We start from the raw sequence: 20,543 nt of genomic DNA, 5'->3' as shown, positions 1-20,543 counted from the left end.
GGGCCACTGCCGGCGATGGAGAGCGGGCCGAACAGAGGCAAGAAGGCCTGACTTTGGGGGCGAATCCGGGCGGGGCGAGCCAACCGACGTTGAGTTGGAGGAGCCACTGTCAGCGATCGAGACGGCGTGAAGAGACGCGCCAGTCTGGGAACGGCTACCCAAATGGAGGACAACCATCTTCAAATTCGGACACGGCCCCTTTCCGGTAGCGGAAACCCGAAGGCTCCGTGGCCTCGAACCTGCCATCGTCGGGGGAATCGCGGCGGATCGAAGTCACGGAGCGGACGCAGGGTTTGACCTCAGTGATGAGGCTGCTGGGCCTTGCCCTACAGAAGTGTCAACAAGTAGGTCTTCTCCTCGCCGAGGTACCACATGTCCTCGGTCCCGATCGCGTACCCGTTGAAACGCCACGGAATCTCCGCAGCGCCCAGGGAACCTACGTGAAGTACATGATCGTAGCCGGGGCGGAGCTCATTTGCGAAGGACTCTTGCTTGCCCATGAGATGGCCGACATTGCGCTTCTTGTATTCCTTGACGAAATCAAGATCCGGGGCGAGGAGCCCTAGCTCCTCAAGCCGGGTCCGGTTGGCCGTCAGGGCCGTCATGGTGTGCTCATGGACATCGGAGCACACCACCCCTGGCCGGAGCTGCCCAACGATGTCCTCGCGCATGATCCGGGTGAGTAGGTCGTAGCCTTCCTTGCCTTCGGGTGTCAGGAGGAGCGAACGGGCCATGTCAGAGGTCGCCACGACAATGCCATCGACAGTTACCTTGACACCCGCATCCAACTGGATGCACCGGGTCTCTTCATCGAGCGGGTAATCGGTCGGGGGACCGGGGAACAGCATGCGGGACGACGAATGGAGATTGGTGAAATATGGTTCGATGCAGAACGGAATCCCGTTCTTGGCACGGAACTCCTGGATGGCTTCGAGATACGTCCGGTATACATCGTTCTCGGTCAGCGCGTTTCCGGAGCTAATCTGAGCCTGCGCGAAATCAAGTGCATTCTCGATGCAGGTGACACTGGCACGCGCGGCTATCACCTGGAACGGAAGATCCTCGTGGTCACGGATATCGCGCCAGTGTCCGAGGGCGATCGAGGCGTTCTCCGTCTCCAACCCAGCCTGGGCGATGTCCAGGCCCAAACGGGCGCTGATCCACTGCTCCTCAACGCCGATACGGCGGGTTGGCCCTTCCAATAGTCCGGCCAGCGCGTGGGCGGCCGAGTCAAAGAGACCGATTGGCTTCCCCGGTACATCCGTCTTGCCCGCGGGGGCAATGATGATGACGGCGTCGGAACCGCGGCTCCAAAGCGCCACGCTTTCTTCGTCGGCCCGGTACCCGGTGGCTTCCGAGAAGTTCGGGGGCGAGGCAAGCAGGAATCCATCGACATCCAGGTTGGAGGCCAGCCTCTCGAGACCCGTGAATCGGGTGTCGACGCCCGAAACCAAATCGGCTTCGAGACCATCCAAGTGACCGATGCCGTTGATGAGCGTCCGGGCCGTCGAGACGCCGGATTCCCGAATCAACTCGAACTTGGCCAACACGTCTGCGGTGCCGACGGCGTAGGCACGTACCTGCTGCACAGGAGCGTCGGGGAACGTCACCGCGACCCGACCCTGCAGTGCACGGTAGTGGACCAAGGGGATGCCTTCGTCGAACTCTACCGACGTGCCCTGGGCCAGGTCTTCGACCGCATCGGCGAATTTCGGGAGGACGGGAACCCCGGCCGTGATGCTTTCGTCAATGGTTACCCAGGGCTCGTAGAACTTGAGGTCCGCATGCTGAATTCCAGCGGAGAGCAAGTTGCCCATTTCCTGCTGGCGAGCCATGAGGAAGCGGCCTGACTTGGTCTCGGCGAGGAGTGGTGTCACCATTTTTCGGGAGTCAAGTCGGATGTTGGTGAAAAGAAGCTGAGCCACCGGATCAAGCCCATAAGTTTCCCGGATCGTTTCAACTTTGCTGATGAGTCGCATTCTTGTGCCTTTCGTTTCTGCTGCTCGAAAATGCCCTGAGGGTGTGGCTGTGAAGGAGTTAGCTGATCGCTCCGGGCGTGCCAATGAGTGCCTCAATTTGGCGCTCATATGCAGTGAAGTCTTCTGAGAACCTGTGCTCGCGGGTGCGCAATCGCGGAATATCAATTTTGATGTCAGCCACGATGCGCCCGGGGCGGTCTCCAACCACGATGACGCGGTCGGCAAGCCAGATTGCTTCGGGAATACTGTGCGTGACAAAGAGGACGCTCTGCCTGGTTTCGTGCCAAATGCGCTGCAATTCAAAGTTCATGGTGTCACGAGTCATCGCGTCGAGAGCGCCAAACGGCTCATCCATCAGGAGGATGTCGGGACGGGAAACCAGCGCTCGACAAATGGCAACACGCTGTTGCATTCCGCCACTTAGCTCATAGGAGTACTTTGTTGCCTGGTCGCCCAGACCGGCAATCTCCAGGAGTTCTTTGGCATACGCTCGAACCTGCGGAGTGACTGCCTTGCGGAATTCCATGGGAAGCAACACGTTATCCAAGTTGTTCCGCCAGGGAAGAAGGACCGGAGCCTGGAACACCATGGCCAATTCCCGCAGTGAATGGGCCACGTTCTTGCCCTTGAGCAGGACCTCGCCGGAAGTATTGTTGATCAGGCCTGAGATAATTCGCAGGAGCGTGGACTTGCCGCTGCCGGATTGACCGACGACCGAGACAAATTCTCCGGGCGCAACATCGAAGTTGCATCCTTCGAGCGCCGTATGCGAACGGCCGTCTCGAGTTTTGTAAGTCATGCCCACATCTTTGACTTCAATGACTGCACTGCTGCTCATCATGATTCCTCTCGAGCATCGTTGGGACTGGTGGGGGTTTCTTGTCGGATGAACGGCACTGCTACGACTGCTTGGCAGGGAGCTCGATCTTGGCGTCCTTCTTGATCGGCTCAAGGAATTCGTTGCTGTAAACGTCTTGTGGCGTGAGCTCGTCCGGGTTCTCCAGGCCGAGGTAAGTGGCGGCAGTGTCGATCGCGTTCTTGACCCCTGCATCGCTCATGGTGCCGAAGCCGGTCTTTTCGCTTTCATCGTTCCAAAGCAGGCTGCATTGGCCATCAAGCGCGTTCTTGACGGCGCTTTCCTTGAGGCCAGTGACCTCTTCCATGATGTCTACAGCTGCTTGGTCCTGGTTCTGACAGGCCCACATGAAGCCCTTGGACATGGCACGATTGAATTTCTTGACAAGTTCCGGGTCTTTGGCGATCATGCGGTCGCTGGCAACGATGCCGTTCCCGTAGAGTTCGAAGCCCAGATCTGCCCATTTCAGGACGACTGGTTCTTTTTCCAGTCCGACGAGAACTGGCCCGTCAGAAACAAACAGGGCTAGGTTCGCGTCCCATTGTCCAGCCAAAAGTCCAGGAATCTTTGCCTCACCTGCGGCGTGAACCACTTCGATGTCGGACTCGGCAAAACCAAGCTTCTCCAAAGCCAGGGGCCACATCGATGTCATGGCGCCGGCACCCTCGGTGGCAACGGTCTTGCCCTTCAAATCGTCCCAGGTCTTGATGCCACTCTCGGCAAGGGCCACAGTCGCGTACGCATCCTTAGCCTGGACGAGGTTGATTTGTTTGACCTCGGCACCCTTACCTTGGTTTAGGACAGTCACACCGAAATCGGCCCAACCGAAATCAATCTTGCCGGTGTTCACCGCAACGACGGTGTTGTTGGAACCGGATCCGGGCAAGATCTCGAGTTCGAGCCCTTCTTCCTTGAAGAAACCTTGCTTGGCTGCGGAGAAGAATGGAGCGTGCTTTGGAAGGAATGCAACATCCGTCATCATGGTCACCTTCTGCAACCCGTCTGCGCCGCTTGCGCCCGAGCTGCACCCAGCCATTCCGAGAGTCAAACCTAGTGCTGCGGCTGTGACGATTCCTTTGCCGGCGTTTTTCTTGAGATGCTGGCTGATTTTCATGATGATGGGCCTTTCCCGTGGTGGTGCGGTGTTTACGAGTGTTTTATGGACTTGCGAGCTCGAACGGTCTATTTGCCTGCGTCTCGCCAGGGTAGAAGTTTCTTGCCGAGGCGATCGATGAACAGGAATAGAAGCAGCGAAATGCTCGCGAGAACCATGAAAGCAGCGAACATTGAGGCCAGGTTTACTTGGCTATTGGCCAGCAGAACCACATGGCCCAGACCGGAAGACCCTGCGATGAATTCCCCGACGACGGCGCCACCGACGGCCATGGAAATGGAAATTTTCATCCCGGTAAACAGGTTCGGTAGGGCGTAGATGAATTCAATCTTTGTCATTTGCATAAATCGGCTGGCCTTGTTGATCTTTGCGAGTTCCCTTAGCTCCGAAGGAACGGAGGAAAGTCCGTCAAAGGTATTGATAACCAGCGGGAAGAAGGCAATCGCCATCGAGACGAATGCCTTCGACTCGAAGCCGAAGCCGAACCATACGATGAAGAGCGGCGCGAGGGCGACTTTCGGGATGGTGTCGATGGCAATGAGAGTCGGGTAGAGAAAATGCCGGATAAAAGGAATGTAGAAAAGGATCGCACCGCAAATTATTCCGAGTGCTGCACCTAACGCGAATCCTGCCAGGGCTTCCTGGATGGTGATCCAACTGTGTTCCAGATAGAACATGGGTCGTTCGGCCAGTTCGGCAAACGCCTCAAGCGGGCCCACGAGGAGATAGCGAGGCATATCAAATATGCGTACGATGCTTTCCCAAATTGCCAGCATCAGTGCCAGCCCCGTTACAGCTTTGGCCGCTGGGCTAAGCAGGATGCTTGAAGCGGATAACCGCCTCGGTTTGTGGTGTGGAGCGACAGATGGCGACCCGGGTTTCGCTACTGGGGTCACTTCCAGATCTTCAATGACGGTTGGTTGTTTCATGGCGCCCTCTCAAGCATGTTTGGTGCATTTCCGTGGCCATCGTGGCTGAGTGTCTGAGCTTCGTTGGCCGTAATATGCCGTTCGCATTGAAAATAGTATTCGCGACATAGCGATACCTGTCTAGGACCCATTTGGTATGCAGTGAAACCCAAAAGGTATCATATTTGTGAAACGGAGGAGACGTTGGCCACAAATTAGTGACTTGGCTTGAACTTGCTTGGGAAGCCACCGGCGATCGAACGGCTGCAAAGGTCAATGAACATCTCCCTTTCTGTCCGGAAAATCATGCTTTGAGCCCAAAGACCGCTTCGATCTCGACGAGTGAATTCGCGGGGAGCATACGCACTCCGAGAGCGGTGCGTGAGTGACGGCCCGCATCGCCGAGAACGTTGAGCAACAGTTTTGAAGCTCCATCGATCACCTGGGGCTGGTCGAAATAGTTCGTTTCGCTGGAGACATATCCGTTGATCTTTAGTAGCTGGTCGATCCGCTCGAGGCCGACATTTGCTTCAACTTGTGCCAGAAGATTGAGTGCGCAAATTTCTGCGGCGTGAATTCCGTCTTCAAGTGGTCTTTCGGTAGACATGCTGCCGGTGTACTCAATGGTGCCGTTGCGTCGAGGAATCTGCCCGGAGACGAACAGTAGCTTGTCCCATTGGGTGGTCGCCTCGTAGGCATACTTGGGAGCTGTTGCGACGGGAAGTTCGAGGCCAAGGTCAGCTAGGCGAGAAGAGATTATTGCCTTCATGATGATTCTCCGGTTCAAAATTGGACGGCCCGGCACGCCGATGACTCCGTGCCAAACGAGGCAGCGGGCCGGCGGGGTTCGGAAAGGAATGTGGCAAGCGCTGCGAGAAGCGGAGCGGTGCCAAAGTGACGGAGACAGCTAAACATCTAGATTGTGACTTGTCCAACACGAAAGCTGATTTCGGCCTCGGCGTCCTTGGAATATTGACCTTCGGCAGCACTTGTCGGGTTCGGCCTTTCTCGGTTGGGGTATTTGGCAGTGGCCAGCGACAGCAAGCAGGCGGCAGTTCCGATTTGTCCATCCGCGAGCAGGTCTGCGTGGCAACGAAAGCCGCAGGCTGTTGGAAATTCCCGGGCATGGTGATTCGGCCCGATGGTAGTGTTTCGCACTATGTTCTCATTGGATCAATTGCGTGCTTTTGTGGCTGTAGCCGAAGAGCTTCACTTCGGCCGAGCAGCTGAACGCCTTAATATGACGCAACCTCCGTTGAGTCGGCAGATCCAAAAGTTGGAGAAGAGCATCAAGGTGCAGCTTTTCAAGCGGGATAATCGGCATGTGGCACTTACACCTGCGGGGAAGGCCTTTCTGACGGAAGCCCGCAGTTTGTTGGCCCATGCGCAGAGCGCCCCCGAGCTAGCACGTCGCATTTCCGATGGTTCCAGTGGGCTGATCCGCATCGGTTTCACAGCAGGGTCCAGTTTTGGTCTCTTGGGCAAGCTGCTCGCGGAGATCTCAGCGGAACTCGATGGAATTTCCATCGACTTGCGGGAAATGGTGACGACCGAACAACACAGCTCCCTTGAGCTGGGTCTGATCGACATAGGCTTGGGTCGTCCGCCAGCGGATACAAGGATGTTCGACACCATGACAGTGGGACGCGAAGACCTTGTGGTTGCGGTGCCCGTAGGCCACCATTTATGTTCGCTTGGTCGGCCCATTTCTCCACAAGATGTCGCTGCAGAGCCCATGGTCATGCATTCTCCTATCAAGGCCAGATACTTCTACGACCTTTCGGTTAGGGCAGTGCCGACGAGCAGTGACAACGTGGCTCATACAGCTAGCCAGATCTTGACGATAATTGCCTTGGTTTCCGGCGGACATGGCATTGCGTTGGTTCCGGAGTCGAGCAAAGTCATGGGATACCAGGGTGTCGATTATCTTGAGTTCAAAGGCGATATCCACACGCCAGTAGAGCTCCTAGCCGTCTGGAAAAGAGGCTTTGACAACCCCGCGCTCGAACGCGTTTTGGATTTGTTGACTCGCCGGTTCAGCACAACGATCAAAGCATAATCGAGACCAGCTATCGGCTATTAGGGCTCAGTATTCCTTTGCGATCCGCGTCTTGGAAAACCGCCCGCAGGCTTTGGCCGTTAGAGCTTGCGTTTGGACCGGGGTCTCGGCGCCGGGTGTGCCTCGGCGCGCGGATCAGGTTCCGCAGCATGACGAGGCCGCTGGTCAGGGTGATCATCGTGTCAAAGACCCGGCGCCGGTGTGCGGTGCAGACCAACAGCCTCGTGGAACCGGAGGTGTTCCTGGCGTTGATCCGCTCGACCACCAATCGGGTGCCGGCCTGAAGCGGTTCGCCTTTGGTGCCGATCACCCAGTCGGACCCGAGCCCGGTGAGCAGGGTCCTGGGCTTGGAGCTATCGTAACCGGCGTTCAGGTGCGCGGTGATCAGTGGGACAGGTGGAACCCGATGGGTGAGAGTTTCCCCGGGATGGGGCACATCAGCGCGGAGTCGTTCCGGTTGGCCGGAGTGGTCACCCAGTCCAGCGGGATGCCCCTGCTGTCGGTCAGCACGGAACACTTGGTGCCGAGTTTGACACGGTCCACCATGGATTGTCCGGCCATTTTCCCGCCGCAGGAGGCATTACGGTGCACCCGTCCACGGTGAGATGCCCGGTTCCAAGCCAATGATCAGGTCGAAAGACCCCAAACGGATCCGTTCCCGGGCGGGGAAGGACACAGAGCCGGTCCATTCATCGCGCCGCCGCCGGATCGAATGTGGCCGAGCAACCGGTGTCGCCGATCTTCCCGGAGGCGTCCTCGGGGTCGAGGACCTGGACGATCTTGCCGCAGACCACGCGATCGCCGCTCCACAGCTGGTGGCAGTCCAGGGGGTGGTGCTCCTCCACCGGCGGGATCGACACCTCCGGCGGGATCGACACCTCGAATTGGCACCAGAACGGTTCGACTATGAATGATCGAACGGCATAAGGTTCTCCCGCTCAAAAGTTTTCTTGGTCGAAAACATACTTGACAGGAGCCTTACCCGCTTTGCTTCTAAACGACGCTTGGCCGGCGATTACTGGTGCTGGTAAGCGGATCAAGGGTGCTGGAGTGGGGGCCTGTTGCCGGATTTTCTCGGCCGTTTCTTGTCTATTGCCGAGTAGTGGTAAGTGTCGGTGTGCGGACGGTGTCGCTCCATCCGCGTTGCCGAGGGCGTTCACCAGCTCTTGTCTATCTCGCTGCATCCAGCAATTCATGGGAGCGGCGTTGGGCTTCCGCGTCGCGTATGCCCAGCTTGTCCACCAGATCCTGCAACTTGTCGATCTGCAGCAGGTATTCGGTGCCGAGGCGCTGGGACAGCGGACGGGCAGCGAGGTCGTCCGCCATCCGCCAGGCCACGGCCAGGGCGCGTTCAAAGATCCGCTGGTCGGCTTCCGCGCTGGTGGCCGCCGGGCCGGCGCCAAGCACCGCAACGGTGTTGAGCCGCGAGTCATCCAAGCCGAGCGCAAGGTCGTCCAACCGGCGGCGCAGCCTGCACAGAGTCTTGGCGTTGCGCCCAAAACGGCCCAGCCGCATCGAGACGGTGCCGCCGTAGGCGATGACCTGGGTGAGGGTGGTCAGCGCGAGGGCAAAGGTCAGCGTCAGCAGCCAGTAGAGCAGCGATTCGTTGAGCGGTTGTTTCGTGAACCCGTTGCCCTGCAAGCCGCGCGCGAGTTCCTCGATGCTGTTGGCGACCTTGAGCTCGGGGTAGGTCGAGACGTAGTAGCTGCCGTACTTCCATGAGGTGTCGACCAGCCTGCTGTTGCCGCCCAGGCCCACCGCGCCGGTGATCAGGACCGGTACGGTCACTGTCCCGTCGGGGAAGGTCCACACGGGGATGATGGTTTGGTCAGGGAAAAGCTCGCCGGTGGCGGGATTGACCAGGGCCGGGAGTTCGCCCTTGATTTTCCACAAGGCATCGACCAGCACTGTCGGATCGATCTTCTGCCTGGTGGCTTCGTCGTCCGTGTCCGGCTCGGGGCGTACCTGCAGGTATTCCTCAGCATCGCGCACGGCGAGGGTGACATCAACCTGCTCGGTGAACTTGTCCTCCAGGTATTTGCGGATTCCTGCTTCGGTGATCACCGCGGACTGTCCGTCAATGGCCAAGGAGCGCAGGGGCTGGGTACCCTCAAGCGTCCACGAGGGTCGCATCGTCAGCTTGTCGTTGGCCACGCCGCCGGCGATGAGCGACGCCACCATAACCACAGCACCGATGCCGATCCACGCTCCCCGGTGGCGAATGCGCGGCAGCGACAATTTCCAGCGGCGGGGCGGGGCAGCGGGCTCCTGGTATCCCATGGCTTCCGGCAACGGGCCGAACAGTGCCTTGGCCGCGGCGTTGGCGCCGTCCAAGACATGCAGCGCCCGCAGCGAACCACGGGGAGACAGCCCCATGCCCGCACGCAATGTTGACAGGTCATCGCGAACAGCGGAGGTGCCTCGGACCCGGCCTTCACGTTTGCGGCGCAGCCACCTGTTGACGATCGTTGCGCTGCGCTCCAGCGCATGTTCGGCCTTCTCCCAGGCCCGCACGGCCGCTGCGGAATTCTGCTCCTTGGCGCCGGCGGTGAGCAGCGCGGCAAGCGCGCTTTCAAGACGGCGGATACGCTTTGGGGCCACGGCGCCCGGGGGAGCGGCGTGCAAGCGTGCGAGCAATTCACGCGTGGCAAAGGCCAGCGGCGCGGCCAGCCGGTCGAGGGTTCGTCGGCTGTTGATGGACCGTCCAAGCACCGACCCCGCACCCATTAAGGCGTCCGCGGAAGCCGTGAGGCTGCGGCCGCCCGCCTCGAATTCCGCCAGGAGCGTGGCGGTGTGTGGCCTCAATGCGTCCCGGGACGCATAGACCGCCTCGACCACGGCAGCCTCGGTGCGCGCCAAGTCCAGGGAAGACGTGCGTATCTTGTTCCAGGCGGCGTTGAACCCCGCCGGGCGTATGGCCTTCTCCGTGGCCTGGTAAGTGACTTCCAGTGCCTCGAGGTCGAGCACCACGCGGGCCAGCTGGTGCTGGGCGACGGTGAGCCGGCGATAGCGCGATTCCCGGCGCATGCGCCGGGACAGGGAAAAACCGAGGCCCAAGATGGTGAGCAGGAGCCCGAACGCCGTGCCCGCCACCCAGAACACGGGGGTGCGGATGGGACCGTCGTCGAGGACCTCCGCGGCCCGCTGAGCGGTGGCGACGACCGCCATTGGGCCGTGGCCCAGCCCCAGGTTGCCCATGTAGGCCTTGTGGATTGCGAAGCGGCTGGTCGAATGCTCCTGGCGATCGGCCAGCTCGGGGTAGATGCCGGCACCCGTGAAGCCTGCGTCCGGCCCGAAGCCCCGGTAGTCGTCGATGATGGCGGTGCTCAGGATGACGTCGGCGCCCGGATCCGTTTTTCCCTGGAGCTCGTCGTAGCTCAGCAGGCGATTGGTGACCCGGATCGTCAGCGGTCGCCACGCGAGGATCGGCTCGGTGACCACCGCGTCGACGGTGGCCTGGGAGATGTTCCAGGGATGTTCGCCGTCGACGATGATTTCCACGGGTGCCGCTGGCCGCGCGGTGACGGCCTGGAGACCGGCTCCGGCGAACACGATGGTGCCGATTCCCAGCAGCATGGACAGCCACGGAAGGCCGAAGCGTGGTTTGCGTCGGGCACGGATCAACTGGTTGGTCATTGGCTCGCGTGAATCGGGAAGTGGCACATCGACCTGATTCTAACGTCTATTGACTAACAGTGTCCCGAGGCCGCATCGGCTGCCGCCGGTTTGTGTGGCTCCCGTGTAATATTGACCGCCTCTCGGTAGCTTGCCGGCGGCAGAGCACCCTGCAGGACCATAATGCAGTCATGAGCAAATCCTTCACGCTGGTGCAGCTGCGCTACTTCGGAGCGGTGGCCCGGCTGGAGAACATGACAGCAGCGGCGGCCGAATTGAACGTCACCCAGTCAACACTTTCCTCGGCCATCGCAAGGCTCGAAGAGGAATTCGGGGCATCCTTGTTCACGCGACTCTCCAGCAAGGGGCTGCGGCTGACCCCGTCGGGCAAGCGCCTGCTGCTGGGATCCCAGGCCTTCCTGGAGGAGGCCGACCTGCTCTATCAAGCGGTCCTGGACGAAGGCGAGGCGCTCGCCGGGGAGCTGGTGGTGGGCATGTACTCGCCATTGGCGCCGTTCAAGGCCCCGGTGATCCTGCAGGCGTTCGAGGCGGCGCATCCCAACGTGAAGGTCAGCTTCCACGAGGGGGACCAGGAGTCGCTGCGCCAGGCGCTGCTCGACGGGGTCTGCGAGCTGGCACTCATGTATGACCAGGGAATCGGGGCCGAGTTTGACCGGCGGGTCCTGGAACGGATTCCACCGCACGTCTTGGTCCCGGCCGACCACCCGCGGGCTGCCACACCGAATACGCCGGTCAGCCTGCGGGACTTCGCCGACGAACCGCTGATCTTGTTGGATGCAAAACACACCAGGGAATACTATCTGGACATGTTCAGCCGGCTCGGGGTCCATCCCTCCATCCGGCACGTCGTCTCCGGCTACGAGACGGTGCGCTCCTATGTGGCCCGCGGCCACGGGTATTCGCTGTTGAACCAGCGGCTGAGCAGTGACCTGACCTATGCCGGCGGTTCGGTGGTGCCGCTGGACATTATCGAGGACCTCCCGCCGATCGAGATGTCGCTGGTGCGACCCATTGGCGCCAAGCCGACACGCAAGTCGCTGGCATTCGAGCAGGTCTGCATCGGACTCTACGGGTCTGCCTCCGATCAATCGACCTCCGCCTGACCGAGCTCCAATCGATTCACTCGATGGGTTCAACCGAAATAATCCGTTAGACCCGTGTGACTGCGGTCACCACAATGGTTCCAGGGTAAACATCAAAAGCCGCCGTTTGAGCCAATGGGTCGAACGGACCGCACATTCAGGAGCATCGATGAAGACCGAGATTAAATCCCAGTTACCGCAGACAGGAACGAAACAGGACCGCAAGGCCGCCAGCGGGATGCAGAAGCGAGTGCTCGCCGGCGGCAGCATCGGGCAGTTCATCGAGTTCTACGACTTCACGCTCTACGGGCTGTCCGCAGTTGTCCTCTCCCAACTCTTCTTCCCTGGCACCAGTGCCCTGGCCGGGCTCCTGGCGACCTTCGCGACCTTCGGAGTGGCCTTCCTGGTCCGCCCTTTGGGCGGGCTGTTCTTCGGGGCTCTGGGGGACAAGATCGGGCGCCGCAAAGTCCTGTTCATCACGCTGCTTTCCATCGGCGCGGCCACCGCGACGATCGGCCTGCTGCCCACCCACGCGGCCATCGGCGCCGCAGCCCCGGTGTTGCTGGTGCTCTGCCGCATGGTGCAGGGTTTCTCCGCCGGTGGCGAATCCGTCGGGGCCCCGGCCTTCGTTTTCGAACACGCCCCGATCAATCGGCGCGGCTTCTGGCTGAACATCACCCTGGCCGCCACCGCCCTTCCCTCGGTCTTCGGCGGCACGCTGATCCTGGTGCTCTCCAGCTCCATGTCCTCCGAATCATTCATGTCCTGGGGCTGGCGCATCCCCTTCCTGCTGGCCCTGCCCATGGCCTTCTTCGGCCTGTGGATCCGCTCCAAGACCGAGGAATCCGAGGCGTTCAAGGCCGTGCTGGCCAAGGAAACGACCAAGGAATACAGCCCGTTGCGCGAGGCCTTCGCGGAAAACAAGGTCCGCATGCTGCAGGTCATCTTCGTCATGGGCCTGACCGCCATGGGCTTCTACTTCCTCTCCGGCTATTTCGTGTCCTACGTCCAGGTCACCGGAAACCTGAGCCGCGACCAATCGCTGCTGGCCAACGCCACGGCCATGCTGCTCTATGCGATCCTGCTGCCCATCGGCGGAATCATCGGTGACAAGGTGGGCCGCAAGCCGATGCTGATCGCCGGCTCCGCGGCGCTGGCCCTGCTGTCCATCCCGTGCTTCATGCTGGTCACCTCCGGCTCGCTGCCGCTGGCCATCGCCGGACAGCTGCTCTTCGTGGTCCCGATGTGCATCTACGGAGGCGGCTGCTACACCTTCTTCGTGGAAATCTTCACCACCCGCACGCGCTTCACCTCCGCCGCCATCAGCTACAACGTCGGTTACGCAATCTTCGGTGGATCGGCACCCTTCGTCGGAACCTTCCTGGTCTCCCAGACCGGGCTGAACGCGGCGCCGGGCTACTACATGGCTGCCGCCGCCGTCATCGTGTTCCTGCTGCTGACGCTGACCAAGGTCCCGGAGACCCACCACCGCGTCGGCTGACGCACTTCCCGACACCCCACGCGAACCACAGACCCACCGCAAGGAGTACCCACCCCATGAGCGATGCAACATTCCTCACCGATTTCCACCACCTCGCCGGAATCGGTGCCACCGAGAACAACGGCGTCGAGCGCCAGGCCGCCACCGCGGCGGACAAAGCCACCCGGGACTGGTTTGCCGCCTTTGCCGGGGAACGGAACTGGGAGGTGCGCGTCGACGGGATCGGGAACATGTTCGCGCTGATCGAGCTGGTCCCCGGCGCCCCGTACATCCTGCTCGGATCCCACCTGGATTCCCAGCCGCTGGGCGGGCGCTTCGACGGGGCCTACGGGGTGCTGGCGGGCCTGCACGCCGCCGAACGCGTGGCAGGATCCCTGGCCGCCACCGGCACGACCCCGGTGTTCAACCTGGCCGTGGTCAACTGGTTCAACGAGGAAGGCGGGCGCTTCGCCCCCTCCATCATGGGTTCCTCGGTCTTCGCCGGGCTCATGGACCAGGACAAGATGCTGGCGGTCAAGGACCTGGCCGGCACCACCGTCGCGCAGGCGCTGGAAGCCATCGGCTACCTGGGCAGCGACGAACGCCCGGAACTTGCCGGCTACGCGGAGATCCACATCGAGCAGGGTCGGATCCTGGAGCGCGAGGGCATCACCCTGGGCGCCGTCGACTATTCCTGGCACACCCAGAAGCTGGACATCGAGGTGCTCGGCGAACAGTCGCACACCGGTGCAACCGCCATGGCGGATCGACACGACGCGTTGGTGGCGGCCTCCAAGGTCGTGCTGCTGGTCCACGACGTCACGCAGAAGTTCTCCGAGGAGGCCCTGGTGTCATCGGTCGGGCAGCTGACCCTGGAACCGAACTCCCCGATCGTGGTGGCCCGCCGCGTGCACCTGGTCGCCGACCTGCGCTCGGCAAGCCCGGACATCGTCGCCGAGGCCCGGGCTTCCTTGCTGGCCGACATTGCGCAGATTGCCAAGGACCACGACATCCGCATCAACGTCAACGACTTCGACGTCCGCGGGATCCAGCACTACCCCGAGGCCGGGCTGGAATTGACCGAGAAGGTCGCCGCGAACCTGGGGCTCTCGGTGCGCCGGATCCGCACCATGGCCGGGCACGACTCGGTGGCCATGAACCGCATCGTCCCCACCGTGATGATGTTCATTCCCTCGGTGGACGGGGTCAGCCACTGCGAACGCGAGTTCACCACCGATGCCGACATGGTGGCCGGGGTGAAGGCACTCGAAGCGGTGGCCCGGGAGATGGTCAGCGGGGCGCTGGCCCCCAGCGACCGGGCCGAGTCCGAGCTCTCGAAGGCGGGTGCCGCGTGAGGCCGGGCGCAGCCACCGTCGTGGACTCGCTGGCGCTGCTGCCAGCAACCGATGCGCTGGCCTTGTTCCGGTCCCTGGAAATTTCGCCCGTGGAAGTCCTCGAGGCCCAGATCCAGCGGATCGAGTCGCGCAACGGGGACCGGGAGACCGGTATCAACGCCTTCACCGAGACGCTCTTCGACTCCGCCCGCGCGCAGGCACATGTCGCGGCGGATGAGTATGCGCGCCTGGCGCGTGAGGGTGGCGAGGTCCCGGCGCTGCTCGGGCTGAGCGTGGCCACCAAGGAAAAGCACGGGATCGCCGGGCTGAAGCTCGAGCAGGGACTGGCGGCCCACCGCGGACGCGTTGCCCCGGTGGACCACCCCGTGGTGGAACGGCTGAAGACCGCGGGCGGCATCATCCACGCCCGCACCACGAGCCCCGAATTCAGCTGTGCGACCACCACGCATTCACCCATGTGGGGCATCACCCGGAACCCGTGGAACACCCAGGCCTCGCCCGGCGGATCCTCCGGCGGTTCCGGGGCCGCCCTGGCTGCAGGGTTCACCACGCTGGCCACCGCCTCGGACATTGCCGGGTCCACCCGCATCCCGGCCGGGTTCACCGGAACCGTGGGCTACAAGGCACCCTATGGCCGGATCCCGGGGGCCGGGGCGCTGGCCGCGGACTGGTACCGCGGCGACGGGCCGATGGGACGCACCGTTGCAGACACCGCGCTGCTGGCCGGCGTCATGTCAGGACGCCACCGCTCGGATCACGGCTCCTGGGGCGAAAACGGCAGCAACCCGCTTGGCGGCCGGGACGTGACAGGGCTGCGCATCGGGCTGTCGCTCACGCTGGGCAACTACCCTGTGGCCCCGGAGATCGTCGAAAACACCCTCAAGGTGGCCCGGGCACTGGAAGCCGCGGGAGCCGTGGTCGTGCCGGTTGACTTGCCTTGGACCACGGCGCGGATCACCGAAACAACCTTCGCCCACTTCGGGCACATCCTGGGCCCGGCCATGGCCGCGGAGACCGCAGGCACCGAGTCCGAGCTGGCGGCCTACACGGCCCGGTTCATCAAGGACGCAGCCGCCGCCGCAAGCCGGCACACACTCGTGGAATCCCTGGCCATGGACCATGCGCTCCAGGCCGAGCTCGCCGCGGCGATGGCGGGGCTGGATGCTCTATTGTGCCCGACCTCGGCGGTGGCCTCGCTGGCCGCTGACGGGGATTACCTGGACGGGATCGAGACCTCCGAAGGGCACTTGGGCCACTATTGGGAGGCGCACCTGACCAGCCCGTTCAATGTCGCCAACCGCTGCCCGGTCATGTCGATTCCCAGCGGGCTGTCCACCGACTCGGTGCCTACCGGAGTGCAGGTCGTGGGACACCCCTTTGACGAGGCCATGGTCTTCCGCGTCGCAGCGGCGGTGGAGTCCCTCGTGCCGGGACCGGGGTTCCCGCTCCTGGGGTAGGCCTTATTCCGTGTCCGTCCTGGAGATGCCGTGAGGGTCGGGATCCTCAATGGCCTTGATACCGACCAGCCATTCGACCACGACCTTGTTCATCGCGTCGTTCTTGAATGTGTACCAGGCCTCGCGTTCGGCCGGGAAGTCTTCCAGCACGTCCCTGAAATGTCGGAACGGCTTGCTGCGGATGAGCGCCTGCTCCAGTTTCACCCGTGCCCCGCCCTCGGGAAGGCCCACGGTGAAGTCCTCCATGTGCCGGTAGGACTCATAGGATTCGAGGGGATCGACGTAGGCGTAGTTTCCCTCGACGATCTCCTCCAGGGTGATGTCTTCGTCGAGCCCCGGCACCACGACCTCCCCGGTATCGAGGTCGAGGTAATATTCGTTGCCCATGGAGCGGTCGTCCTGCATCGCCCAGGCAATTTCTTCCAGATCCAGGTCCTCGAGTTTCAGCATCATGCTTCCCTTGGCTCGCGTCGGTGCACGGTTCCCTATCAGCCTTGCGCCTGGGCCGTGCACGTGCAAGATCGGCAAGGAACATAAACCAGCCTGGTGCCGGTGCGAACCGAGGCTTCGGCGGATAGGACGCTATTGCCGACCACTCAGGGCATCGACATCCAGATGGCCCAGTCGGCCGGGATCTGCCAGGACGTCGAGGCCGGTGATCCTGCCCTCCCGAAAAGTGAACGCCATGATGGACACGACCCGTCCATGCAGCACCGCGGCCACACCCGGACGCCCATCGACCAAGATCGGCGTCGAGTGGGCGGCAAGCCGCGCGGAGAGTACCGCCTGCTCCGCGATGGCCTGCGATCCTTCGATCACGCGGTTGCTGGTTCCGTAGTCGGCGCGCAGCACCGCGGATTCGTCCAGCAGGCCCAGCAGCGCCGTGAAGTTCCCCTGCTGCGCCGCGACCAGCCAAGCGTCCAAGAGCTCGCGCGCACGCTGCGGTCCCGGCCGGGCGGGATCGGGCGCTCCGCGCAGGTGCCGGCGGGCACGGGACGCCAGCTGCCGGGAGGCCGGAACCGATTTCTCCAGCACCTCGGCGACCTGGTCGAACGGTTGCCCGAAGACATCGTGCAGGATGAAGGCCACCCGCTCGGCGGGGCCCAGGGTCTCGAGGACAACCAACAGGGCCACGCCCAGCTGGTCGCTGCGTTCGGCTTCCTCCGCCGGATCGCCGGCGGTCGCGACAGGTTCATCGATCCACGGCTCGACCTGCCAGGAATACTCGCGCATCCGGCGGGGAGCACGCAGCATGTCCAGGCTGATCCGGGAGATCACCGTCGTCAGCCAGGCCTCAAGGTTCAGAATCGCCTCGGCATCGCTGCGCTCCAGGCGCAGCCACGATTCCTGCACCGCGTCCTGGGCGTCGGCGTCCGAGGAGAGCAGCCGGTTGGCGATGGCCAGCAGCCGCGGACGGGACCGCTCGAAGCGGGCGGCGAGATTTTCTTTCCCTGTCATGTCACGTCCTTGTCCTCTTAGCCGTCATCATACCGACGAGGCACAGGGCCTCGACGTGACAAAAGAAGAAGGAACAGGATCATGAATACACCCATCCTCGTGACAGGGGGCACCGGCAACATCGGCAGCCATGTTCTCCGGCGGCTGCGCGCCGCGGGCAAGGACGTGCGCATCCTCAGCCGCCACCCGCGCGCCGACGAGCCCGGAATCGAGCATGTCCCGGGCGACACCGTCGCGGGCACCGGACTTGCCGCGGCGCTGGACGGGGTGGACACCGTGCTGCACCTGGCCGGCGGCGCCAAGGGGGACGACATCGCCGCCCGCCATCTGGCGGACGCGGCCAGGACCGGAGGAACCGGCCACCTCATCCTCATCTCGGTCGTCGGCGCGGAAGCGATGCCGATCGGTTACTTCCGGGCCAAGGCGCGGGCCGAGGAAGCCATCGCCGGCTCCGGGGTTCCCTGGACGGTGCTGCGCGCCGCGCAGCTGCCCGACTTCGTGTGGCCGGCGGTGCGGATGCTCGCCCGGATACCGTTGGTCCCAGTTCCGGGAGGCCTGCGCTTCGAGCCGGTGCACGTCGAAGAGGTCGCTGCCCGCCTGGCCGAGCTCGCCCTCGGGGAACCGGCCGGGCGCGTGGCAGATCTCGTCGGGCCCGAGGTTCTGGACGTCCAGAAATTGCTGGAAGGCTATTGGGAGGCCTTCGGCCACCGCCACCCGAGGCTGCCGATCCGGATTCCCGGGGCGATCGGCAGGGCCTACCGGAATGGAGAGAACCTCGCCGCCTCCGGTGCGCAGCGCGCGGTGCTCAGCTGGCGCCGGTTCCTCGCCGAGCCGCGCTCGGTCGCGCAGCAGGCGTCGGTTCAGGCACGGAACCGGTCCGCCTGAGGCCCGGGAGGAACCGCGGCAACCTTGTTGGAACCCTTGGGTCTCACGCCTGTTTCCAGTGCGCCATAGGCGTCGGAATCCTGCCCCTCACGTCGCCGGGTCTACTGTGCTGTCAACGGTATCTCCGGTTCTGCGCCCTGCAGTACGGCAACGAGGCTGTGGAATGGCGTGTAGTTGTACTCCCGCAGCGAGGCATCGGACCGCTAGCCCGCATAGCCACCCGCCGTTCGGAATCCACAATTGCTGGTTGCCGAATCCGGGCTGTTCTGGCTGCGTGCAGCTACCCGGTAGCGGTTGCAGTATGAGTCGTGGCAGAGGTGGGAACCGCCCCGCATGACACGGCCCGAGCCGATGCTTGGTCCTTGAGGGTTGTCGCTTGGCGAATTCTCGTAGTAGCGGGGCAGGAACCAGTCGGCGCACCATTCCCATACATTGCCCGCCATTTCGTATAGTCCAAACCCATTTGGCGCGTAGGATTTCACCGGTGCCGTTGCAGTGAAGCCATCGTCCTGGGTGTTGAGTGTCGGGAAGGTTCCCTGCCAGATGTTGCACATATGCTGGCCACCGTTCCCGAGCAACTCGTTGCCCCAGGCATAGCGTTGGCTGTCCAGCCCGCCCCGGGCTCCGTACTCCCACTCGGCCTCGGTGGGAAGCCTGCGCCCGGCCCAGCGGCAGTACGCGAGGGCGTCATTGTGGCTGACCTGCACCACCGGGTGGTCGGGGATATCCTGCCACGCTGATTGCGGGCCCGTTGGGTGGGCCCAGTCGGCTCCGCGGATATTCAGCCACCACGGGGTGCCGGCCGCGTGCCCCAGGATGTCGGCGCGTTTTGCCTGTGCGTCCAGATGAAAAACCGCCGACGACCCGTAAATCTCCGATTCGGTGCGGTATCCGGAGGCGCCGACGAAACGTGCGAACATCCGGTTGGTCACGGTGGTGACATCAAGCGAAAAAGCTTCAAGTGACACTCCGTGTACCGGTGTTTCACCGTCTGCCCGGTAGCCTTCCCCGAATGCGTCGCCCATCTGGAAATGCCCGGCAGGAATCACCGCGACCTCGTGCAGGGGCAATCCGCCGCTGGGGGGCAGGGGCGTCTTTGCTGCCGCAGAAGAGGAATATGTTGGAGCTCGCCCCGGGGTGCAGCACGATGAAGGGGTGGCCGGTTCTTTGTTGTCTGTTTCGGAAGAGATCGCTGAGTCCAATCAATTTCAGTGGCCGAGAAATCCAGGATTTCGCAGGGGGAAGGGAACGCGGATCAGTACTACGCGTCAGGTCTGCCAAGTGCGGCCAGGATGGCATGGGCCAAAGGGGCATCGATGATGAGCGTATGGAGATATCCGGCACGGGCAGCGGCAATCGTTGCTTCGGCGCGGTGCGAGCCATAGCTGGTGGCGACAATATGCGGAACGGAGCGTAATTGCTGCGCACTGATGCCGAGCACTCGTTCATCGAACTGTTCACTAACCAGGTGGCCTGAGCGGTCGAATACCCTGCCGCTGATTTCCCCCACGGCGCCGGAGGAAGCGACTTTACTCGCGAGTTCGGGCGGAACCATGGAGTAGAGCGCGGAGCCGTCCTCGCTCCAGGTGCCCACGGAGACGACCGCATGGTCAAGGTGGTCGATCTTCTTGAGACACGAGGCTATTTCTGGTTGCTGTTCGAGAATGCTTCGGGTTTTCGGGTTGTCGACAAAAATGGGAGCGTAGATCGGGTACGCGGTGCCGTGTGCGGTCTTTGCTACGTGGCGGATGACCTCGACCGAGCCCATGCGGTCCCCGGTGAAGGTCAGTGCCCCGGCAAGCTGCACCACGTTGCAGGGTCTGAGCTCGGTCAGATGTGGAACCATGAGCTCAATGGCCCTGCTCCACGTGAAACCCACGGAGTCTCCCTCTTCAATGGTTTCGTGCAGATACGCGGCGAGGGCCGCGGCGATGCCATCCAGGGAGGGTTCAAGTCCCAAATGGCGGGAGCGCCCGACTACCACCGTATGTCTAATTTTCAGGGCATCGGTGACCGAGATTGCCAGGGCCGCGTCAAGCTCCGCAGGGTCACCGACGGAGATCTTCACCAAGCCTGTCTTGCGGGCGTCCTCGAGCATGCGGGCAACCTGCCAGCGACTTAGCCCTTCTTGCTCCGCGATGGCAACCTTGGATGTGTCGTTCAAGAAGTAGGCGCGAGCAACGCGCAGGATCTGTCCAGGATCGTTCGTGTTTTTCTTGGCTTCAGTACGGATTGCCTTTGCCTGCCTTCGCCTCGGTGGGTGAACTCTCGGTT

The 20,543-nt window shown here is 62.5% G+C and carries 19 protein-coding genes; 7 read left to right on the top strand and 12 right to left on the bottom strand.

Annotated features, from left to right (window positions below; all coding sequences use genetic code 11):
• Positions 1 to 326: 326 nt before the first annotated feature.
• From BLJ79_RS08985 to BLJ79_RS08965, 5 genes are all read right to left on the bottom strand, one after another.
• A complete protein-coding gene (locus BLJ79_RS08985) occupies positions 327 to 1,979 on the bottom strand; it encodes a M24 family metallopeptidase (protein ID WP_071214352.1) in 1,653 nt (550 codons plus the stop codon).
• A gap of 58 nt (positions 1,980 to 2,037) precedes the next feature.
• A complete protein-coding gene (locus BLJ79_RS08980) occupies positions 2,038 to 2,820 on the bottom strand; it encodes an ABC transporter ATP-binding protein (RefSeq protein WP_217641854.1) in 783 nt (260 codons plus the stop codon).
• Between the two features lie 58 nt (positions 2,821 to 2,878).
• Positions 2,879 to 3,949 (bottom strand): ABC transporter substrate-binding protein, encoded by a 1,071-nt coding sequence (locus BLJ79_RS08975; protein WP_071214351.1) that lies wholly within the window; start codon positions 3,947 to 3,949, stop codon positions 2,879 to 2,881.
• A gap of 68 nt (positions 3,950 to 4,017) precedes the next feature.
• The gene (locus tag BLJ79_RS08970; RefSeq protein WP_083411132.1) at positions 4,018 to 4,878 is read right to left on the bottom strand and encodes an ABC transporter permease; all 861 of its coding nucleotides are present in this window, start codon (positions 4,876 to 4,878) and stop codon (positions 4,018 to 4,020) included.
• Positions 4,879 to 5,161: 283 nt separating this feature from the next.
• Positions 5,162 to 5,626, bottom strand: coding sequence for a RidA family protein (locus BLJ79_RS08965; protein ID WP_071214349.1), 465 nt, complete (start codon positions 5,624 to 5,626; stop codon positions 5,162 to 5,164).
• Positions 5,627 to 6,016: 390 nt separating this feature from the next.
• Here BLJ79_RS08965 and BLJ79_RS08960 point away from each other — a divergent pair, with 390 nt between their 5' ends.
• Positions 6,017 to 6,916, top strand: a complete 900-nt coding sequence (locus BLJ79_RS08960) for a LysR family transcriptional regulator (RefSeq protein ID WP_071214531.1) — start codon at positions 6,017 to 6,019, stop codon at positions 6,914 to 6,916.
• A 149-nt stretch (positions 6,917 to 7,065) separates the two neighbouring features.
• Complete coding sequence (locus BLJ79_RS24050; protein WP_498681210.1) at positions 7,066 to 7,200, top strand: hypothetical protein; 135 nt, start codon at positions 7,066 to 7,068, stop codon at positions 7,198 to 7,200.
• A gap of 100 nt (positions 7,201 to 7,300) precedes the next feature.
• Here BLJ79_RS24050 and BLJ79_RS24045 read toward each other — a convergent pair whose 3' ends face one another.
• The 3 genes from BLJ79_RS24045 to BLJ79_RS08950 all read right to left on the bottom strand — a co-directional run bounded on the left by BLJ79_RS24045 (position 7,301) and on the right by BLJ79_RS08950 (position 10,552).
• Entirely contained in the window at positions 7,301 to 7,477 is a 177-nt protein-coding gene (locus tag BLJ79_RS24045) for a hypothetical protein (RefSeq protein WP_502686094.1), read from the bottom strand.
• 128 nt (positions 7,478 to 7,605) lie between these two features.
• The gene (locus tag BLJ79_RS24040; protein WP_071214348.1) at positions 7,606 to 7,794 is read right to left on the bottom strand and encodes a hypothetical protein; all 189 of its coding nucleotides are present in this window, start codon (positions 7,792 to 7,794) and stop codon (positions 7,606 to 7,608) included.
• Between the two features lie 292 nt (positions 7,795 to 8,086).
• A complete protein-coding gene (locus BLJ79_RS08950; protein WP_071214347.1) occupies positions 8,087 to 10,552 on the bottom strand; it encodes a DUF5129 domain-containing protein in 2,466 nt (821 codons plus the stop codon).
• Between the two features lie 170 nt (positions 10,553 to 10,722).
• On the opposite strand from BLJ79_RS08950, the gene BLJ79_RS08945 reads away from it, so the two are divergent.
• From BLJ79_RS08945 to BLJ79_RS08930, 4 genes are all read left to right on the top strand, one after another.
• Positions 10,723 to 11,655 (top strand): LysR family transcriptional regulator, encoded by a 933-nt coding sequence (locus BLJ79_RS08945; RefSeq protein ID WP_071214346.1) that lies wholly within the window; start codon positions 10,723 to 10,725, stop codon positions 11,653 to 11,655.
• 148 nt (positions 11,656 to 11,803) lie between these two features.
• Positions 11,804 to 13,135 carry an MFS transporter gene (locus tag BLJ79_RS08940; RefSeq protein ID WP_071214345.1) on the top strand — a complete coding sequence of 444 codons (1,332 nt, stop codon included), beginning with the start codon at positions 11,804 to 11,806 and terminating at the stop codon, positions 13,133 to 13,135.
• Positions 13,136 to 13,191: 56 nt separating this feature from the next.
• Positions 13,192 to 14,469 (top strand): M20 family metallo-hydrolase, encoded by a 1,278-nt coding sequence (locus BLJ79_RS08935; RefSeq protein WP_071214344.1) that lies wholly within the window; start codon positions 13,192 to 13,194, stop codon positions 14,467 to 14,469.
• Positions 14,466 to 15,926: an amidase gene (locus BLJ79_RS08930; RefSeq protein ID WP_071214343.1), complete on the top strand. Its 1,461-nt coding sequence runs from the start codon at positions 14,466 to 14,468 to the stop codon at positions 15,924 to 15,926. Before BLJ79_RS08935 ends, BLJ79_RS08930 begins: the two co-directional genes overlap by 4 nt.
• 3 nt (positions 15,927 to 15,929) lie before the next feature.
• Here BLJ79_RS08930 and BLJ79_RS08925 read toward each other — a convergent pair whose 3' ends face one another.
• Together BLJ79_RS08925 and BLJ79_RS08920 are read right to left on the bottom strand one after the other, a co-directional pair.
• Entirely contained in the window at positions 15,930 to 16,379 is a 450-nt protein-coding gene (locus BLJ79_RS08925; protein ID WP_071214342.1) for a UPF0158 family protein, read from the bottom strand.
• A 129-nt stretch (positions 16,380 to 16,508) separates the two neighbouring features.
• Positions 16,509 to 17,384: a sigma-70 family RNA polymerase sigma factor gene (locus BLJ79_RS08920; RefSeq protein WP_071214341.1), complete on the bottom strand. Its 876-nt coding sequence runs from the start codon at positions 17,382 to 17,384 to the stop codon at positions 16,509 to 16,511.
• An 81-nt stretch (positions 17,385 to 17,465) separates the two neighbouring features.
• On the opposite strand from BLJ79_RS08920, the gene BLJ79_RS08915 reads away from it, so the two are divergent.
• Complete coding sequence (locus tag BLJ79_RS08915; RefSeq protein ID WP_071214340.1) at positions 17,466 to 18,269, top strand: SDR family oxidoreductase; 804 nt, start codon at positions 17,466 to 17,468, stop codon at positions 18,267 to 18,269.
• 203 nt (positions 18,270 to 18,472) lie between these two features.
• On the opposite strand, the gene BLJ79_RS08910 is transcribed toward BLJ79_RS08915, so the two are convergent.
• Together BLJ79_RS08910 and BLJ79_RS08905 are read right to left on the bottom strand one after the other, a co-directional pair.
• On the bottom strand, positions 18,473 to 19,357 hold the full coding sequence (locus tag BLJ79_RS08910; protein ID WP_502686097.1) for a formylglycine-generating enzyme family protein: 885 nt from the start codon (positions 19,355 to 19,357) through the stop codon (positions 18,473 to 18,475).
• Positions 19,358 to 19,530: 173 nt separating this feature from the next.
• Positions 19,531 to 20,367 carry a sugar-binding transcriptional regulator gene (locus BLJ79_RS08905; protein WP_071214339.1) on the bottom strand — a complete coding sequence of 279 codons (837 nt, stop codon included), beginning with the start codon at positions 20,365 to 20,367 and terminating at the stop codon, positions 19,531 to 19,533.
• Between the last annotated feature and the right edge of the window lie 176 nt (positions 20,368 to 20,543).

This window comes from Arthrobacter sp. UCD-GKA (assembly GCF_001863355.1).
GTDB lineage: Bacteria > Actinomycetota > Actinomycetes > Actinomycetales > Micrococcaceae > Paeniglutamicibacter.
The sequence above is the reverse complement of the archived record's forward strand: the minus strand, read 5'-3'. Positions and strand labels throughout refer to the sequence as shown.

Coding starts and splice junctions, on each gene's coding strand:
- BLJ79_RS24050 (WP_498681210.1), top strand. CDS start 7,066: ATGACGAGGCCGCTGGTCAGGGTGATCATCGTGTCAAAGACCCGGCGC.
- BLJ79_RS08960 (WP_071214531.1), top strand. CDS start 6,017: ATGTTCTCATTGGATCAATTGCGTGCTTTTGTGGCTGTAGCCGAAGAG.
- BLJ79_RS08950 (WP_071214347.1), bottom strand. CDS start 10,552: ATGACCAACCAGTTGATCCGTGCCCGACGCAAACCACGCTTCGGCCTT.
- BLJ79_RS08920 (WP_071214341.1), bottom strand. CDS start 17,384: ATGACAGGGAAAGAAAATCTCGCCGCCCGCTTCGAGCGGTCCCGTCCG.
- BLJ79_RS08925 (WP_071214342.1), bottom strand. CDS start 16,379: ATGATGCTGAAACTCGAGGACCTGGATCTGGAAGAAATTGCCTGGGCG.
- BLJ79_RS08980 (WP_217641854.1), bottom strand. CDS start 2,820: ATGATGAGCAGCAGTGCAGTCATTGAAGTCAAAGATGTGGGCATGACT.
- BLJ79_RS08935 (WP_071214344.1), top strand. CDS start 13,192: ATGAGCGATGCAACATTCCTCACCGATTTCCACCACCTCGCCGGAATC.
- BLJ79_RS08970 (WP_083411132.1), bottom strand. CDS start 4,878: ATGAAACAACCAACCGTCATTGAAGATCTGGAAGTGACCCCAGTAGCG.
- BLJ79_RS08940 (WP_071214345.1), top strand. CDS start 11,804: ATGAAGACCGAGATTAAATCCCAGTTACCGCAGACAGGAACGAAACAG.
- BLJ79_RS08965 (WP_071214349.1), bottom strand. CDS start 5,626: ATGAAGGCAATAATCTCTTCTCGCCTAGCTGACCTTGGCCTCGAACTT.
- BLJ79_RS08985 (WP_071214352.1), bottom strand. CDS start 1,979: ATGCGACTCATCAGCAAAGTTGAAACGATCCGGGAAACTTATGGGCTT.
- BLJ79_RS08945 (WP_071214346.1), top strand. CDS start 10,723: ATGAGCAAATCCTTCACGCTGGTGCAGCTGCGCTACTTCGGAGCGGTG.
- BLJ79_RS08915 (WP_071214340.1), top strand. CDS start 17,466: ATGAATACACCCATCCTCGTGACAGGGGGCACCGGCAACATCGGCAGC.
- BLJ79_RS24045 (WP_502686094.1), bottom strand. CDS start 7,477: ATGGCCGGACAATCCATGGTGGACCGTGTCAAACTCGGCACCAAGTGT.
- BLJ79_RS08905 (WP_071214339.1), bottom strand. CDS start 20,367: ATGCTCGAGGACGCCCGCAAGACAGGCTTGGTGAAGATCTCCGTCGGT.
- BLJ79_RS08975 (WP_071214351.1), bottom strand. CDS start 3,949: ATGAAAATCAGCCAGCATCTCAAGAAAAACGCCGGCAAAGGAATCGTC.